The sequence below is a fragment of the Halalkalibacillus sediminis genome (assembly GCF_002844535.1).
Classification (GTDB): domain Bacteria; phylum Bacillota; class Bacilli; order Bacillales; family Alkalibacillaceae; genus Halalkalibacillus_A; species Halalkalibacillus_A sediminis.
On sequence record NZ_PJNH01000002.1, the window covers coordinates 528,266 to 544,910 of the forward strand.

Annotated in this window: 14 protein-coding genes; all 14 read left to right on the forward strand. The window is 40.1% G+C overall.

Annotated features, from left to right (window positions below; genetic code table 11):
• Positions 1–30: 30 nt before the first annotated feature.
• On the forward strand, positions 31–1,566 hold the full coding sequence (locus tag CEY16_RS08760; RefSeq protein WP_101331609.1) for a PcsB-like coiled-coil domain-containing protein: 1,536 nt from the start codon (positions 31–33) through the stop codon (positions 1,564–1,566).
• Positions 1,567–1,689: 123 nt separating this feature from the next.
• Entirely contained in the window at positions 1,690–3,204 is a 1,515-nt protein-coding gene (locus CEY16_RS08765; RefSeq protein WP_420795528.1) for a S41 family peptidase, read from the forward strand.
• A gap of 148 nt (positions 3,205–3,352) precedes the next feature.
• Complete coding sequence (locus CEY16_RS08770) at positions 3,353–4,585, forward strand: PDZ domain-containing protein (protein WP_101331611.1); 1,233 nt, start codon at positions 3,353–3,355, stop codon at positions 4,583–4,585.
• Positions 4,586–4,876: 291 nt separating this feature from the next.
• Positions 4,877–6,856, forward strand: a complete 1,980-nt coding sequence (gene uvrB / locus CEY16_RS08775) for an excinuclease ABC subunit UvrB (protein ID WP_101331612.1) — start codon at positions 4,877–4,879, stop codon at positions 6,854–6,856.
• A 6-nt stretch (positions 6,857–6,862) separates the two neighbouring features.
• Positions 6,863–9,733, forward strand: coding sequence for an excinuclease ABC subunit UvrA (gene uvrA / locus CEY16_RS08780; protein WP_101331613.1), 2,871 nt, complete (start codon positions 6,863–6,865; stop codon positions 9,731–9,733).
• Positions 9,734–9,748: 15 nt separating this feature from the next.
• A complete protein-coding gene (locus tag CEY16_RS08785; protein ID WP_101331614.1) occupies positions 9,749–10,102 on the forward strand; it encodes a YojF family protein in 354 nt (117 codons plus the stop codon).
• A gap of 12 nt (positions 10,103–10,114) precedes the next feature.
• On the forward strand, positions 10,115–10,804 hold the full coding sequence (bshB2, locus tag CEY16_RS08790; RefSeq protein WP_101331615.1) for a bacillithiol biosynthesis deacetylase BshB2: 690 nt from the start codon (positions 10,115–10,117) through the stop codon (positions 10,802–10,804).
• 133 nt (positions 10,805–10,937) lie between these two features.
• Positions 10,938–12,038: a DUF4097 family beta strand repeat-containing protein gene (locus CEY16_RS08795; protein ID WP_101331616.1), complete on the forward strand. Its 1,101-nt coding sequence runs from the start codon at positions 10,938–10,940 to the stop codon at positions 12,036–12,038.
• 45 nt (positions 12,039–12,083) lie between these two features.
• Complete coding sequence (locus CEY16_RS08800) at positions 12,084–12,440, forward strand: phage holin family protein (RefSeq protein ID WP_101331617.1); 357 nt, start codon at positions 12,084–12,086, stop codon at positions 12,438–12,440.
• Between the two features lie 184 nt (positions 12,441–12,624).
• Entirely contained in the window at positions 12,625–13,560 is a 936-nt protein-coding gene (hprK, locus tag CEY16_RS08805) for an HPr(Ser) kinase/phosphatase (RefSeq protein ID WP_202908616.1), read from the forward strand.
• A 12-nt stretch (positions 13,561–13,572) separates the two neighbouring features.
• The gene (gene lgt, locus CEY16_RS08810; RefSeq protein WP_101331619.1) at positions 13,573–14,484 is read left to right on the forward strand and encodes a prolipoprotein diacylglyceryl transferase; all 912 of its coding nucleotides are present in this window, start codon (positions 13,573–13,575) and stop codon (positions 14,482–14,484) included.
• A gap of 50 nt (positions 14,485–14,534) precedes the next feature.
• Positions 14,535–15,482, forward strand: coding sequence for a nucleoside recognition domain-containing protein (locus CEY16_RS08815; protein ID WP_101331620.1), 948 nt, complete (start codon positions 14,535–14,537; stop codon positions 15,480–15,482).
• Positions 15,479–16,117, forward strand: coding sequence for a pyrophosphatase PpaX (ppaX, locus tag CEY16_RS08820; RefSeq protein ID WP_101331621.1), 639 nt, complete (start codon positions 15,479–15,481; stop codon positions 16,115–16,117). Before CEY16_RS08815 ends, ppaX begins: the two co-directional genes overlap by 4 nt.
• Positions 16,118–16,121: 4 nt before the next feature.
• Positions 16,122–16,634: an acyltransferase gene (locus tag CEY16_RS08825; protein ID WP_101331622.1), complete on the forward strand. Its 513-nt coding sequence runs from the start codon at positions 16,122–16,124 to the stop codon at positions 16,632–16,634.
• The last annotated feature ends 11 nt before the right edge of the window (positions 16,635–16,645 follow it).

Consider the following 16,645-nt stretch of genomic DNA (forward strand, 5'->3'; position numbering starts at 1 on the left):
TAATAAGAATACCAGAGAGGGGTTTGTCAGTTGAAAAGAAAATTAGCAGCTGTAGTCTTAGCCGTAGTAATGATCTTAGGATTAACGAGCGTTTCATCAATCGATGTGAGTGCTCAATCACTAAGCGACATACAAAAACAAATTGAAAGCTTAAAGAAACAGCAAAATGAAGTGAAGAGTGAGAAAAATAAAGTCCAAGAGAACGTTAAGGATGCAAGACAGAAATTGGACGCAATCAAAGCGAAGCAATCTAAAACGAAGAGTGAAATCAACAAACTGAACCAACAAACAGCAACTACAGAAGAAAAAATCGAGCAAAAGAAACAGGAAATCAGTTTGAAAGAGAATGAAATTGCAGTAAAAGAAACTGAGATTAAACAAATCTCTAATGAAATTTATGCTCTTGAAGAAGAAATCAAAGAACTAGAAGCAGAGATTAAGAGATTAAAAGAAGAAATAAAACAGTTAGAAGAAGAAGTCGTCCAATTAAAAGAAGATATTAAAATTAAAAAAGAGAAAATGGAACAACGTGAAGAATTACTTAAAGAAAGATTACGTACCCTTCAGAAAAATGGCGGAAATGTAAAGTACTTAGAAGTTGTTTTAGGTGCAAAAGATTTCGGTGATTTTATCAGCCGTGCTGCTGCAGTCAACAAAATCATGGATCAAGATAACAGCATTTTGACACAGCATGCAGAAGACAAAGTCGAACTGGAACAAATGAAACAACAAGTAGAAGATAATCTTGCGCAAGTGAAAAATAATAAAGCTTCAGTTGAAGATAACAAAGCAACAGTTGAAAAAAACCGTAATCAATTGGCAGCTAAGAAAGCTGATTTGGATCAAGAGAAAGCAACACTTGAAGAACAACGTGGTTCTTTACTAGCTCAAAAAAGCGAACTAGATTCATTGGTTGCTAGTTTAGAAGATAAAAAGGAAACAAAAGATGTTCATTTGGCTAACTTGAACGAGAAAGAAGAAGAAGCTCATAAACACGCAATGTCAGCACAAGAAGAGGCTGCAAACTTAAGTAGCCAAGCTGCTGCATTTGATAAATTGATTGCAGAACAACAAAAGCAAGCTGAAAGAATAAAAGCACAAAAAAACAAGACAGAAAATGGCAATACCAGTTCAACAGCTCCAAAAGAGACTGTACAATCAAGTGGAGGCTTCATTCGCCCTGCTGCTGGAACACGCACATCAAGTTTTGGTCCCCGTCCTAGCTTTGGAGGTTACCATTATGGAATAGATATTGCTAAAACTGGAACAGTACCAATAAGAGCAGCAGCAGGTGGAGTAGTTGTGAGGTCTTATAAGTCTACTTCATATGGACATGTCGTAATGATTGCACATATGATAGATGGTCAAAAGTATACAACTGTATACGCTCATATGAGAGGCAGAGCTGTCGGAACGGGTCAAACTGTTCAACAAGGACAATACCTTGGAAACATGGGTAACACAGGTCAATCTTTTGGTCAGCATCTTCACTTTGAACTCCACCGTGGCGGTTGGAATGGTAGTAAATCAAATGCTGTGAATCCTGCTAGTTATGGTATTCAATAGTTTTTGTTTACGTTAAATTTACCATGTAGTATGATAAAGGCATTACACATTTAGTGTAATGCCTTTTATTACATTTAAATTTATTAAACAAAGAAAGTGATTATTAAACATACAGTCGTTGGGGTGAATACATTGAATCTGAGTAAAAAATTGTTTATAAGTTTACTAGTACTTACATTCCTCGTAGGCGGGGCTGTCTCAATTGCTGCTGTGCAGTGGTTTGGAGATGATACAACTACTCAACCGGTAGAAGAAAATGAAAGTGAAAATGAAGAAGAGGATACAACACCTGATGATCAAAAAGAAGAAGAAGAGAAAACGTCAGGTGATGAGGAAGGATCAGAAGAGTATGATCTTTCAACTGTTGAAGAAACTTTGCAACTGATTGAAAAAAATTATGTTAAGGATGTCGATAAAGAAGAGTTACTTGAAGGTGCCGTTGAAGGCATGGTCAACAAACTTGAAGATCCTTATAGTGAATACATGGACCCCGAAACGACTGAGCAGTTCAATTCACAATTAGAATCTTCTTTTGAAGGAATTGGTGCAGAGGTAACAAAGCGTGAAGGGTATATAACCATTATCGCTCCATTGAAGGACGCTCCCGCTGAGGAAGTTGGGTTGCGTCCGAACGACCGGGTGATTGAAGTAGATGGTGAAAGCTTAGAAGGGTACACTGTATATGAAGCTGTTTCACTTATACGAGGTGAAAAGGGAACAGATGTTACATTGACAATTGATCGACCAGGTGATGATGAACCATTTGAAGTCACCATAACTCGTGATACAATCCCGTTGAAAACCGTTTATAGTGAGGTTGAGGAACAGAATGGCCAGAATGTCGGTGTACTTCAAATCAGATCTTTTGGTGAAGGAACAGCGGAAGAATTTAAGGAAAAGTTGACTAAACTAGAAGAAGAAGAAAATATTGAGGGGCTTATTATTGATGTTAGAGGCAACCCAGGAGGTTTATTCTCTGCGGTTGAAGCAATATTAGGCAACTTCATGAATGATGATGAACCTTATGTTCAGACTGCTCGCGAAGGTGCTGATCCGGAAGGCTACTATGTGAATGGTTCTGAAAAGGATTATCCGATTTCAGTCTTAGTGAATGAAGGTAGTGCTTCAGCTTCTGAAATATTAGCGGCTGCTTTAAAAGAAGTCGGTGGTTATGATATCGTTGGTCAAACGACCTTTGGTAAAGGAACTGTGCAGCAAACGTTACCACTTGGTGATGGAATGCTCAAAGTGACAGTTTTGAATTGGTTGAGCCCTGAAGGAAACCAAATTAATGAAGTGGGGGTTGAACCTACCATTGAGGTTGAACAACCAGAATTCTTCTACTTGTCCCTTATTCAGGCAGAAGAAGAATTAGCTCTTGATTCTAACGGGAAAGAAGTTGAAAAGCTTCAGGTCATGCTTGAAGGGCTTGGGTATGAACCGGGCCGCACAGACGGTTATTTTGATGAAGGAACTGAACAAGCCGTTGAAGAATTCCAAGAAGCGAATGGGCTAGACACCACGGGTGTATTAGATGAAGATACTGAAAACAAATTGGAAGAAATGATTTTGGAAGAAGTTAACGATTCATCGAACGATAAACAATTACAAGAAGCCATGCAAAATCTTTTCGAATAATTGAACGTGTTGATAGGTGGCTCAGCATATGTTGAGCCATCTTTTTTTATTAGGTAAGAAAATATTAAAGTACTGAGTAGCAGGATTATCGACAATTCTTAACGAATAGCTTTACATTATATGAAGATTTGAATCGGGGGTAAGTGACATGGCAGTCGAATGGTTGAAGGAAATTGGATTCGGATTTTTATGGCTGTTTGTTCAGCCGTTACTATATCTAGCAATCGCATATAGCTTTTGGACTGGTTACCGTCGAATCAAAAAGGATCGGCGTCAATTTGGTCATCGGGTTTTTTCAAATGGATTTGAATGGAAAAATACATGGTGGTTGGGAGTGTTATTAGGATTACTTCTTAGTGTAGGTTTAGTTGCTAGTGGTGGATTCCTTAACTACACTTGGGTACTTATGCTATCTTGCGTGGTTCTCATTCTCATGCTTGTCAATCAAGTAGCGCTTCTTTCACCTGTTTATACAATAGGGATCGCAGGAGCAATCACTTTTTCACTAGCATGGTTTGGAAGTGATTTTCTCCCAAACGAATTACAAGATGAAGTAGTTTCGGTCGATGTCATAATGGTTAGTTATTTGTTAATTGCACTATTGATTACTGAAGGATTGCTTTTTCTTAAATCTAAAAGAAATCATTCCTTTCCTATGCTGCACAAAGGAAAGCGCGGAAAATACATTGCTTCCCACACGATAAAAAAATTGATGGTGGTGCCATTGATGGTACCTATTCCAGGTGGAGTGTTAGAGCTAAGCCCTTGGTTGGGATGGTGGCCAGTTTTTGATTATGGTGGGGATGGTTTTGGGTTGATGCTTATCCCATTCATTATAGGCGCATCTCAACGTTTTCAAGGTGTTTTCAGTGATATAGGCGCGAAGAAGGTCGGAAAATCTTTGCTTTTATTCTCTCTTATTTTAGTTGGAGGAGCAGTTGCAGTTTTCTTTTATCCTTCATTCGCTATAGCACTTATTGGTGTAGCGTTCGTAGGAAGGATCCTGATTCATCTGATTTTCCGGTCTTCGGATTTAGAAAAGCGCCCTATATTTACTCCTCAAACAGATGGTATTCTGATTGTCGGAATTACTCCTGGTTCTCCAGCTGACGCGATGGGGCTTCAAGTCGGTGAAAAAATTGAGAAGGTGCACGGCAGACCTGTAGCAAATGAACACGAATTTTTTGAAGTGATGAGTGAAAATCGTACGTACTGTAAATTAGCTGTTCGCGACTTAAACGGGGAAATCCGGTTTGTTCAACGTGCAATTTATGAAGGTGAGCGTCACGAATTAGGGTTGATCTTTATAAAAGAGACACCGCGCTTCAGTTTAAGAACTGAGAGCATTGAAATAGAAAATGAAGAAGAAAAGAGCTCTTAATAGGGCTCTTTTTTATGCTTATATCTAATAGAAGTATTTAAAAGCAATGCACATATTTAGACTTCTCAAGTTCCAAACCTAATCTTTGCAAGATTCGAACCACATTCATGCAAACCCAAACCCTTAGTAATGTAAGTTCCAAACCTAATCTTTGCAAGCCCTAAACCACATTCATTGCAAAATTCTAGTTAAAAAAATATGCTTAATAGAGAGAAGTTTATCTAAATAGAATACACGTTCGTGTTTTTGTGATAGAATATATTTAAGTAACTTTAAAATGGAGATGATGTAGTGGATCAACGTTTTGAACTTCATTCACAATTCGATCCTCAAGGTGATCAACCGCGAGCAATCAAAGAAATTGTTGAAGGCATCAAAAATAAACAAACCCACCAGACGTTATTAGGAGCAACAGGTACAGGGAAGACGTTTACAGTCTCGAACGTTGTCAGTGAAATTAATCGTCCGACCCTTGTCATTGCTCATAACAAAACGTTAGCGGGTCAATTATATAGCGAATTTAAAGAGTTTTTCCCTAATAATGCTGTCGAGTATTTTGTCAGTTATTATGACTACTACCAACCAGAGGCTTATGTACCCTCTACAGATACTTTTATTGAGAAAGACGCAAGTGTAAACGATGAAATTGATAAGCTGAGGCACTCTGCGACTTCGGCGTTGTTCGAAAGGGAAGACGTTCTGATCGTAGCTAGTGTTTCTTGTATATATGGTTTGGGTAATCCGGAAGAATATCGAGACCTAGTCCTTTCTTTACGAGTAGGAATGGAAAAGGAACGGAATCAAGTTTTACGTGACTTGGTCGACATTCAGTATGCGAGAAACGATATAGATTTTCAACGCGGGACATTCCGTGTACGCGGGGATTCTGTTGAAATCATTCCAGCTTCTAAGGAAGAACATTGTATACGTGTGGAATTTTTCGGAGATGAAATCGATCGTATCCGTGAGGTCGATGCACTGACTGGAGAAATTGTCGGTGATCGTGAGCACGTAGCAATCTTCCCAGCTTCTCACTTCGTAACTCGTGAAGAAAAGATGAAAATTGCGATTAAAAATATTGAAAAAGAACTGGAAGAACAATTAGCGAAACTAAAGAGTGAAGATAAATTATTAGAGGCTCAGCGTTTGGAACAACGCACGAATTACGATCTTGAGATGATGCGTGAAATGGGCTTCTGTTCTGGAATAGAGAACTATTCAAGGCATCTGACGTTACGAGAAGAAGGCGCTACGCCTTATACGTTATTAGACTATTTTCCAGATGATTCATTGATTGTAGTCGACGAATCACATGTGACTTTACCTCAGGTTCGGGGTATGTATAATGGTGACCGCGCGAGAAAGATGACGTTAGTGGACCATGGTTTCCGTTTGCCATCGGCTTTGGATAACCGCCCACTGACTTTCGAAGAGTTTGAAAAACATATCGACCAGATTCTATATGTAACTGCGACACCTGGACCTTATGAATTGGAGCATACTCCTAAGGTTACAGAGCAAATTATTCGTCCGACAGGTTTACTAGATCCTGAGATCAGTGTACGACCGATCAAAGGCCAAATAGACGACCTTATTGGAGAGATTAACAAGCGAATTGAATGCGGTGAAAGGACATTGATTACGACATTAACTATAAAAATGTCGGAAGATTTGACTGATTACCTGCAAGAAATGGGTATAAAAGTAGCATACCTCCATTCTGAAATTAAAACACTTGAACGTATTCAAATCATCCGTGATTTAAGAATAGGTAAATACGATGCATTGGTCGGAATCAACTTATTACGTGAGGGGTTAGATATTCCAGAGGTATCATTAGTAGCAATTCTGGATGCCGATAAAGAAGGATTCCTTCGCTCTGAGCGTTCGCTGATCCAGACGACTGGACGTGCTGCACGTAACGAAAATGGTCAGGTGATCATGTATGCAGACAAGATCACCAATTCAATGCAAGTGGCGATCGATGAAACTTACAGACGTCGTGAAAAGCAACAAGCGTATAATGAAGAGCACGGCATTACACCAACAACTATCCAAAAAGAAATCCGAGATGTAATCCGAGCGACTGTCGATTCAGATGGTGAAGAGGAACAAGATGTTGCTAAGCAGTACGAAAAACTTTCTAAGCAGGAGAAAGAAGAGTTGATCGACCAAATGGAAACTGAAATGAAACAAGCAGCTAAAGATCTTGATTTCGAACGAGCGATGGAGCTTCGAGATGTGATTACGGAGTTAAAAGTGGAAGGATGAACGTAAATGTCGAGTAAATCGATTACGATACAAGGTGCACGAGCACATAATTTAAAAAGTGTAGACTTAGAAATACCGAAAAATCAATTAGTGGTCATGACAGGACTTTCTGGCTCAGGGAAGTCCTCTTTGGCTTTCGATACGATATATGCAGAGGGGCAGCGTAGATACGTTGAGTCCCTATCAGCTTATGCACGTCAATTTTTAGGGCAAATGGATAAGCCAGATGTGGATGCAATTGAAGGGCTATCACCAGCGATTTCTATCGACCAGAAAACAACAAGTAAAAACCCACGCTCAACAGTTGGTACTGTAACTGAAATCTATGATTATCTACGCTTATTATTCGCGCGTGTAGGTCGACCAATTTGTCCAATCCATGGTGAGGAAATTTCTTCACAGACGATTCAGCAAATGGTCGATCAAATCATGGAATTACCAGAACGAACGAAACTTCAAGTATTAGCGCCAGTCGTTTCTGGACGAAAAGGCGAGCATGCCAAAATTTTAGAAGATTTGAAGAAAGAAGGTTATGTCAGACTTAGAGTCGATGGTGAGATGCGTGAAATCACGGAAGAGTTCGACTTGAATAAAAACAAGAAACACTCGATCGAAGTAGTTATCGACCGTATCGTTGTCAAAGACAGTGTCCACTCTCGTTTGACCGATTCCCTTGAGACCGCATTGAAGTTATCGAATGGACAGGTAGTCATTGATGTAATTGATGGGGAGGAAATGCTGTTCAATGAAAACCATGCATGCTCGATTTGTGGTTTTACCATAGGTGAGCTTGAACCTCGCCTGTTTTCATTCAACAGTCCATTCGGAGCTTGTAAGACATGTGATGGGCTAGGCACGAATTTGGAAGTTGATTTAGATTTAGTGATTCCGGATTGGAACTTGTCGTTAAAAAAACATGCGATTGCACCGTGGGAACCGATTTCATCACAATATTACCCGCAATTACTGGAAAGCGTCTGCAAACATTATGGAATCGATATGAAGAAACCAGTGAAAAATCTCCCGAAAGAGCATATGGATATTATTCTATATGGTAGCGGCAATGAGAAGCTAACCTTCAAATACGAGAATGATCGCGGGAACACAAGAAAAAATGAAATTTATTTTGAAGGTGTCGTGAATAACGTATCGAGACGTTATCATGAAACTTCTTCAAGCTTTATCCGTGAGCAGATGGAGAAATACATGGCTCAGTCAGTTTGTCCTACGTGTAACGGCTATCGTCTGACTGAAGAAGCCCTTGCAGTTAAGGTCGGTGGCATTCATATCGGTGAATCCACCGAAAAATCAGTTTTGAATGGGTTGAACTGGATTCAGTCATTAGAATTGACAGAAAAAGAAGAACAGATCGCAAGGATGATTACGAAAGAAATCGGAGACCGTTTGACTTTCTTAGTCAATGTCGGCCTTGAATACCTGACTTTATCTCGTTCCGCGGGTACTTTATCAGGTGGGGAAGCTCAGCGTATTCGTTTGGCGACTCAAATTGGTTCTGCCCTTACTGGCGTATTGTATGTGTTGGATGAACCATCCATCGGATTACACCAGCGCGATAATGACCGTCTGATTCAAACGCTGAAGCGGATGCGTGATTTAGATAACACATTAATTGTAGTCGAGCATGATGAAGACACAATGTTAGCAGCTGACTGGCTAGTGGACATAGGTCCAGGGGCTGGTTCCCAAGGTGGAGAGATTGTAGCAAGTGGTTCACCTGAAGAAGTGAAACAGCAGAAAGAATCGCTGACAGGACAATATCTAAACGGAGATAAATTCATTGCTCTACCAACCGAGCGCCGAAAAATTGATAAGAAGCGTACACTGGATATTAAAAAAGCGGAAGAGCATAACTTGAAGAAAGTGAATGCCTCTATTCCGTTGGGACTTATGAACGTTATCACAGGCGTCTCTGGTTCTGGAAAAAGTACGCTCATTAATGAAATTTTATATAAGACTCTATCGCAAAAATTGCACCGCAGTAAGACTAAACCCGGTAAACACGATACAATAAAGGGAATAGACCATTTAGAAAAAGTCATAGATATTGACCAATCTCCAATAGGAAGGACACCTCGATCGAACCCGGCGACGTATACTGGGGTTTTCGATGACATACGAGATGTCTTTGCTTCCACCAGTGAAGCTAAAATGCGCGGTTATAAGAAAGGCCGCTTCAGTTTTAATGTAAAAGGTGGACGCTGTGAAGCTTGTCGGGGGGATGGAATTATCAAGATCGAAATGCATTTCTTGCCAGATGTATACGTTCCTTGTGAAGTTTGTCATGGTAAGAGGTATAACCGAGAAACTCTTGAGGTTAAATACAAAGGGAAAAATATTGCAGATGTACTCGATATGAGAATAGAAGAAGCATTAGATTTCTTCGAAAACATCCCTAAGATCAAACGGAAATTACAAACTGTTTTTGATGTAGGTTTAGGTTATATCAAACTAGGTCAACCGGCGACAACTTTATCCGGTGGTGAAGCTCAACGTGTGAAACTAGCTAGTGAGTTACACCGACGTTCGAACGGCAAGTCGTTATATATCTTAGACGAACCTACTACGGGACTTCATGTAGATGATATTTCGCGCTTGCTAGTCGTCCTTCAACGCTTGGTGGAAAATGGTGACACAGTTTTAATCATCGAACACAATCTAGACGTCATCAAGACTGCCGATCACATTATCGATCTCGGACCTGAGGGTGGTGAAGGTGGCGGCCAAATCATTGCGACTGGTACACCTGAAAAGGTATCTGAAATCGAAGAATCTCATACGGGCCGTTACTTGAAACCGATTTTGGAGAGAGATCGTAAACGAATGGAAGAACGAGTGCTAGAAAAATCAACCAACTAATAAGGGGGAGATTCGATGAAACCAATAGAAATTGAAAAGTTACAGGCATATATTGATCAGTTTGCCAACGAACCTGTTTATATCCATTTAGAAACTACAAATGGTGCATATGCACAACATTTTGATTCAAATGCTTATAACGTAGGGGCTTATATCCGTAATGCTTCGATTACATTTTTACAGGGTAAAGTAGTTGAACAGGATCTATCCTATCGAATCGGTCTAAAACACGAAATCGGCTGGATATACGCCGAAGGATTGACAGACTATGAATTTACAGAAGAAGGTCAACTGCTTATTGCAGGTCATGATCGAGAAGGGCGCCTAATGGTTACATTAGAGATTAGCCGTCAACCATTTGCGTATTAAGGGGGAGATTTGATGAATTATAGTGAACACAAACATGTGGTAGTCATATATCCGCACCCAGACGATGAGTCGTTTGGCGTAGCAGGAACAGTTACTAACTTTAGAAAAGCAGGAGTTCCTGTCACTTATTTATGCGGGACTCTAGGGGAAATGGGCCGTAACATGGGTAGTCCTTTCTTCGCTAATCGTGAGACATTGCCAGAAATTCGTAAGAAAGAATTGATCGATGCATGTGAAGTGTTGGATATGAATCTCGAAATGCTAGGGTATCGTGACAAGACGTTAGAATTCGAACCTCGTGAAGAAGTAGCTGAAAATTTAAAGAATTATATTGAGGATTTAGGTGCTACATTGGTCATTACTTTCTATCCACCTTTTGCCGTGCACCCTGACCATAACGCTCTAGGTGCTGCAGCATTTGAAGCGGTTAGAAAAATTGATCGAGAAAAAAGACCTGAGTTGTGGGCAAATGCAATTTCAAATGATCGCGAAGAAAAATTAGGCAAGCCAGAGATTGTAATTGATACAGAAGAAGTTTTCGATATTAAATTGAAAGCACTTAAGTCACACCGGTCTCAAGCTGAAGGAATGCTCAGCAAGATGAATGCTAGCGAGAACTTCATTGGTGAGTATGAAAGCGCACTGAAACGTCTACAATACGAAGCTTTTCATCGTGTAGATGTTGATAAGGTAAGTTATTAGTCCGGTCGATCAGGGTTCCCTCCGTCTGAAGGATGAGTCATTTCTTAAGATTTTTCGGTCCACTGAATGATTACACTTTGACCGTTTGAGGGTAATATATTAGTGACAAGATAAAAATAGGAGGCCCTATTCAATGGATGAGAAGAGAAGGCGCATTTTGAAATTGCTCGAAGAAGGTCATGTGACTGCGGAAGAAGCAGATCAATTACTAGAAGCTCTAAATGATGCAAACAATAGTGAAAATAATCAATCCAAAGCTGAAACGATTGCTGATAAAGAATCTGAAGCTGAAGATTTTACAAAGAATCTAAAGAAAGACCTTAAGAATCTGACAGAAGGGCTTTTCAACATGGTAGATGATACCTTGCAAAAAGTGAAAAGTGGTCCATTCGAATTCAACTTCAAACACACATCTGTCAAAAGGGAATTTCAATTTGATTCGTCAGACATTACGAACTTGAGCTTGAACTTAGCTAGCAGTAGTATTGAAATTTTTCCATCAGAGAATGATGAGATCAGCATGGACTGTAGAGGAAAAGTATACAAAGAAACGAATCAAGAAGAGGCTGAAAAGAAATTCGATCAGTCGTTTCAAGTCTCTGTAAACGACCAGACGCTTCATATCGAGCAAGATAGAAAATATATCATGGTAGAAATTACGCTTTATCTTCCAAAGAAAATTTATCATGATGTATCGATTAAAACGATCAATGGTTCAATCTACTTGCGTAATCATCACTTTGAAGCAGCTCGTATTTCTACAGTCAATGGAAGTGTGAAAGCTAATAAATTTAAGTCTGAGGCATTATATGTCGATACGAAACATGGTTCTGTACGTCTTGATGATGTTCAACTGTCGAAGGCTAAAATTGATACAACAACAGGTGCTGCCTTTATCGACGGTGAAATTGGTCACTTGAAGACGAACGTCATTACTGGAAGTATACGTGCTTATGTGAGGAATTCAGACGCAGGAGATGCTGACTTACATGCAACTACTGGATCCATTCAGTTGTATGTACCAGAAGATATCAGATTGCATGGTCATGCTTCAACGACAGTAAGTAGTGTAGATATCAACTTGCCTGATGCGAATGTCGATACTGAAAGTGATCAAATCATGAAAAAGTTCATCCGCTTCAATAAAGGAATCGACAAGGATAGTGAGGAAACAGACTATTTCGACGTAGACCTTTCCACTAAAACAGGTAGTATACGAGTAAGTAATCTTTAAATCATTCAATGATAAAGTAGTTATTGAAGAAAGAGGAGTTATTATATGCTGAAAAATTGGATATTATCGATAATTGTAACAGCTGTCGCTATTCTAGCAGTAGACCAATTGTTTGATTCATTCATGATTGATGGTTTCGGTGCTGCATTATTAGCTGGGTTTATTCTATCGATTTTGAATGTAATTGTCCGTCCGATTCTAGTATTTTTCACACTGCCGATCACGATTCTCTCACTCGGACTATTCTTATTTGTCATTAATGCAATCACTTTAATGATTACACAGTGGATGCTTGGTGATTCCTTCGTTATTGACGGGTTTGGAGTTGCGATACTAGCAGCAATCATCATAGCAATCCTGAACTTAATCTTGCAGAAATTATTAAAAGAAGTACTAGATTAATTATTCAATGCCTGATTTTTTCATTGTTAGCAGATGAAGAAATCAGGTTTTTGTATTTACCTTAGCTTATCTTTTCTCAAAAAAAATTGTTAATTATTCGAGACATTTGTGAGTTCTGTATTTTTCTATGAAGACTGAAATTATGATATAGTTATGGCAGTATTCTATGTTAGGTGGGAAAGTGATGATAAAAGTTCGGACTCAGGACCTTCTGGATCGATTCGATTTAGAGTTAGTAGCCGGTAAAGACGGCGTACATAGAGAGATTGTAACGAGCGATATTTCCAGACCTGGAATGGAGATGGCTGGTTACTTCAAACATTATCCGAAAGAACGCTTACAGCTGATGGGTCGGACGGAGCTTTCTTTTTTATATGATTTAACGCACAAGGAAATCATTGATCGTATGGAGAAGCTCTGTACGGATGTAACACCTGGAATTGTTATAACGAGGGGTATGGAAGTGCCCGAAGCTTTGACAGAAGCAGCTAATCATGCGGGTGTTCCTGTTATGAGGTCGCCATATAAGACCACTCGTGTTATCAGTCGACTTACGAACTTTTTAGAGACTGAATTTGCACCATCAACTGCTGTTCACGGAGTTCTTGTAGATGTTTACGGCGTTGGTGTGCTTATTACTGGTAAGAGTGGTATTGGTAAAAGCGAGACGGCTCTTGAACTTGTAAAAAGAGGCCATCGGTTGGTAGCAGATGATAACGTTGAAATTAGACAAGAGGATTATGATACGTTGATAGGTAACCCACCGAATTTAATTGAGCACTTATTAGAAATACGGGGGCTGGGCATCATCAATGTAATGACCTTGTTCGGCGCTGGTGCTGTTCGGAATTTCAAACGAATCTCGTTAGTCTGTCATTTGGAGCTTTGGGATGCCGAAAAACAATATGATCGATTAGGATTAGATGAAGACACGATGAAGATCATGGATGTTCATTTGCAGAAGGCTACCATTCCTGTACGCCCAGGTAGAAACTTGTCTGTCATTATTGAAGTGGCGGCAATGAACTTCAGGTTGAAAAGAATGGGAATCAATACTGCAGAGGAATTTTCTGATCGATTGGATTCAATGATTGATGTCGATAAAAATGAAATAGAGTAAGGGGAGTTTTAAATGTATTGTTCTCAAGAACCTTATGATCGAGTATTTATAGAACTCGGTCCATTCCCGGTATACTGGTACGGTTTTTTAATTATGATGGGTGCAGTAATTGCATTGATTGTTGCTACGAGAGAAGCGAAACGTCTAGGTCTACATAAGGATTTCTTCATTGATTTACTCGTGTTCGCAATTCCAGCAGCAATCGTAGGTGCCCGGTTATACTATGTGATTTTTGAATTGGACCGTTATGATAGCTTCATGGAAATGATTGATATCCGTGAAGGTGGATTAGCGATACATGGCGCGTTAATTGCCTCGGTTGCCGTCGCTTATGTTTATGCAAAATATAAGAAGGTTTCTTTCTGGAAGATTGCCGACATTGCAGCTCCCAGTCTATTAATCGGTCAAATGCTTGGCCGTTGGGGTAACTTTATGAACCAGGAAGCATACGGTGGACCTGTATCTCAGTCTGCTTATGATAATTTTCTTCAGTACATTCCTGACTGGATCATGAATCAAATGTGTGTAGAGGGTGCCATCCATCATCCGACGTTCTTATATGAGTCGCTTTGGAACTTGGGTGGATTAATTCTACTTCTAGTGCTTCGTTATAAAGTCAACCCTCGTCGCGGTGTGATTTTCTTAACTTATGTCATCTGGTATTCGTTCGGGAGATTCTTTATCGAAGGACTTCGTACAGATAGTTTATATATCGTGGGGGACTTAAGAACAGCTCAGTTAATTTCTGTCCTACTAATCATCGGAGCGATAATCTTAATAATCTATCGTAAACAAAAAGGTCTTGCGAATGTCTTATACGATGGCAGACCATTAGATGGAAAAGGTATGTCTGATGTTGAAAAGAAGAACAGTCAACCAGCTAAAAAGAAAAGCAATAAAAAGAAGAAAAAGAAGAGAAAATAAGCATCAGAGGTAACTTCCTTCGTCTGGTGCTACAAGGGGAGTTCATCTCGATGAAAGCAACACTGAAACGCGGACTGCAGAGCGGGTGGTCGGTAACGTGGGCTCTTGGGAAAATCATTTTTCCAATCACGTTGATCGTCTCGATTTTGCGTCATACCCCTGTACTACCGATGATCATCGGTTGGCTCGAGCCACTAATGAGGTTCATCGGTTTACCGGGGGAGGCAGCAGTCCCGCTTGTCATAGGTAATGTTTTGAATTTATATGCTGGGATCGGAGCGATTGTCAGCTTTGATTTTACGGTAAAAGAAGTATTCATCTTAGCGATGATGCTGTCTTTTTCGCACAACTTATTCATAGAATCAGCAGTAGCTTCTAAGGTTGGAGTCAACTTCTGGGTCATTCTTTCTGTTCGTGTTGGTTTGGCGTTACTTGCAGCAAGTATGATCAACCTCTTCTGGGACGGTGGTCGAGAGATGGCCAGTTATGGGCTGATTTCGAACGATGGTCCTGAGCCTAGTGGATGGATTGATATTACCTTAAGCGCCTTACAAACAGCATTTATTGGGGTCGTACAACTTGCACTTATCGTTATTCCGTTGATGGTTGTGATGCAATGGTTACGTGAAAATAAATGGATGGACCGAATGTCTCGTGGGTTAGTTCCGTTTACGAAGTTTATCGGAGTTAAACCGAATGCATCAATGACGTTGGTTGCTGGATTGACCATCGGACTTGCCTATGGTGCAGGTTTGATGATCCAAGCTGTGAAAGAAGACGGTGTTTCGAAAAAAGATATGTATCTAGTCCTGATATTCCTAGTGACATGCCACGCGGTCGTAGAGGATACGCTAGTATTTATTCCTCTAGGGATACCAGTGTGGCCGCTTCTAGTCATTAGGCTGACGACAGCTATTGTTTTAACGATGGTCATAGCGACGGTTTGGAACCGTGTGGAAAGAGAAAAAGAGTCAAGAAAGGAAGCCATGAATTCATGACAATAAAAACATTATTATTCGACTTGGATGGCACACTGATCGATACGAATGAATTGATAGCCCAATCCTACGAATACACAATAGAAAAACATACAGATAAACAATATACACGTGAGGAAGTCCTTCAATTTATCGGACCCCCACTACAGGATGCCATGCAAGAAATCGATCCGACGCAAGTAGATGAGATGATGGCGACGTACCGCGAGCATAATCTGGCCCACCATGATAGTTTTGTAAAAATGTACGAAGGTGTTTATGAAACGATTCGCTCTCTTCATGAAAAGGGAGTACCTATGGCGATCGTGACGACTAAATTACGCAGGACAGCATTGAAAGGTCTTGAGGTTACAGGTCTAGATCAATTCTTTGATGTTGTAATTGGTCTAGATGATGTGTCGAACGCAAAGCCTGATCCAGAACCAGTTTTAAAAGGAATGAATGCAATTGACGGCAGCCCTGAAACGACGATCATGATTGGTGACAATTCCCATGATATTCACGCCGGCAAAAATGCTGGTACTCAGACAGCAGGGGTGGCATGGTCAGCAAAAGGCAAAGATTTTATGGAGTCTCTTGAACCAGACTTTCTATTAAACCATATCTCGGACCTGGTCGAACTTGTAGGAGAGTGATCCGATGCGTAACACCAAACGTTACCCTGTGAATAAGAGTAATTCGCTATGGCAAATTTACAGTACAGTTCCCTTTTTCAAAGTGATGAAGAACTTCGTATTCATTCAACTTGGTAGATACTCTCCATCGTTGAAATTGAAAAACTGGATGTATCGTGTTTTTTTACGTATGAAAATCGAGGAACAGACGGCTCTTGCGTTGATGGTCATGCCTGACGTCATGTTCCCAGAAAAAATTCACATCGGCAAAAATTCAATCATCGGCTATAACACGACTATCCTTGCCCACGAGTATTTGATTGATGAATATCGTTTAGGGGATGTCCACATCGGGAATGAAGTAATGATCGGAGCAAATTGCACGATTTTACCTGGAGTGACGATTGGTGATGGGGCTGTAGTGTCTGCAGCGACTCTTGTCCATGATCATGTGGAACCAGGAACGTTTGTAGGAGGAAATCCGATGCGTGTCATTTATACAAAAGAAGAAATGGACCAAAAAATGAATAAGCTGTAAGTAATTAAGAG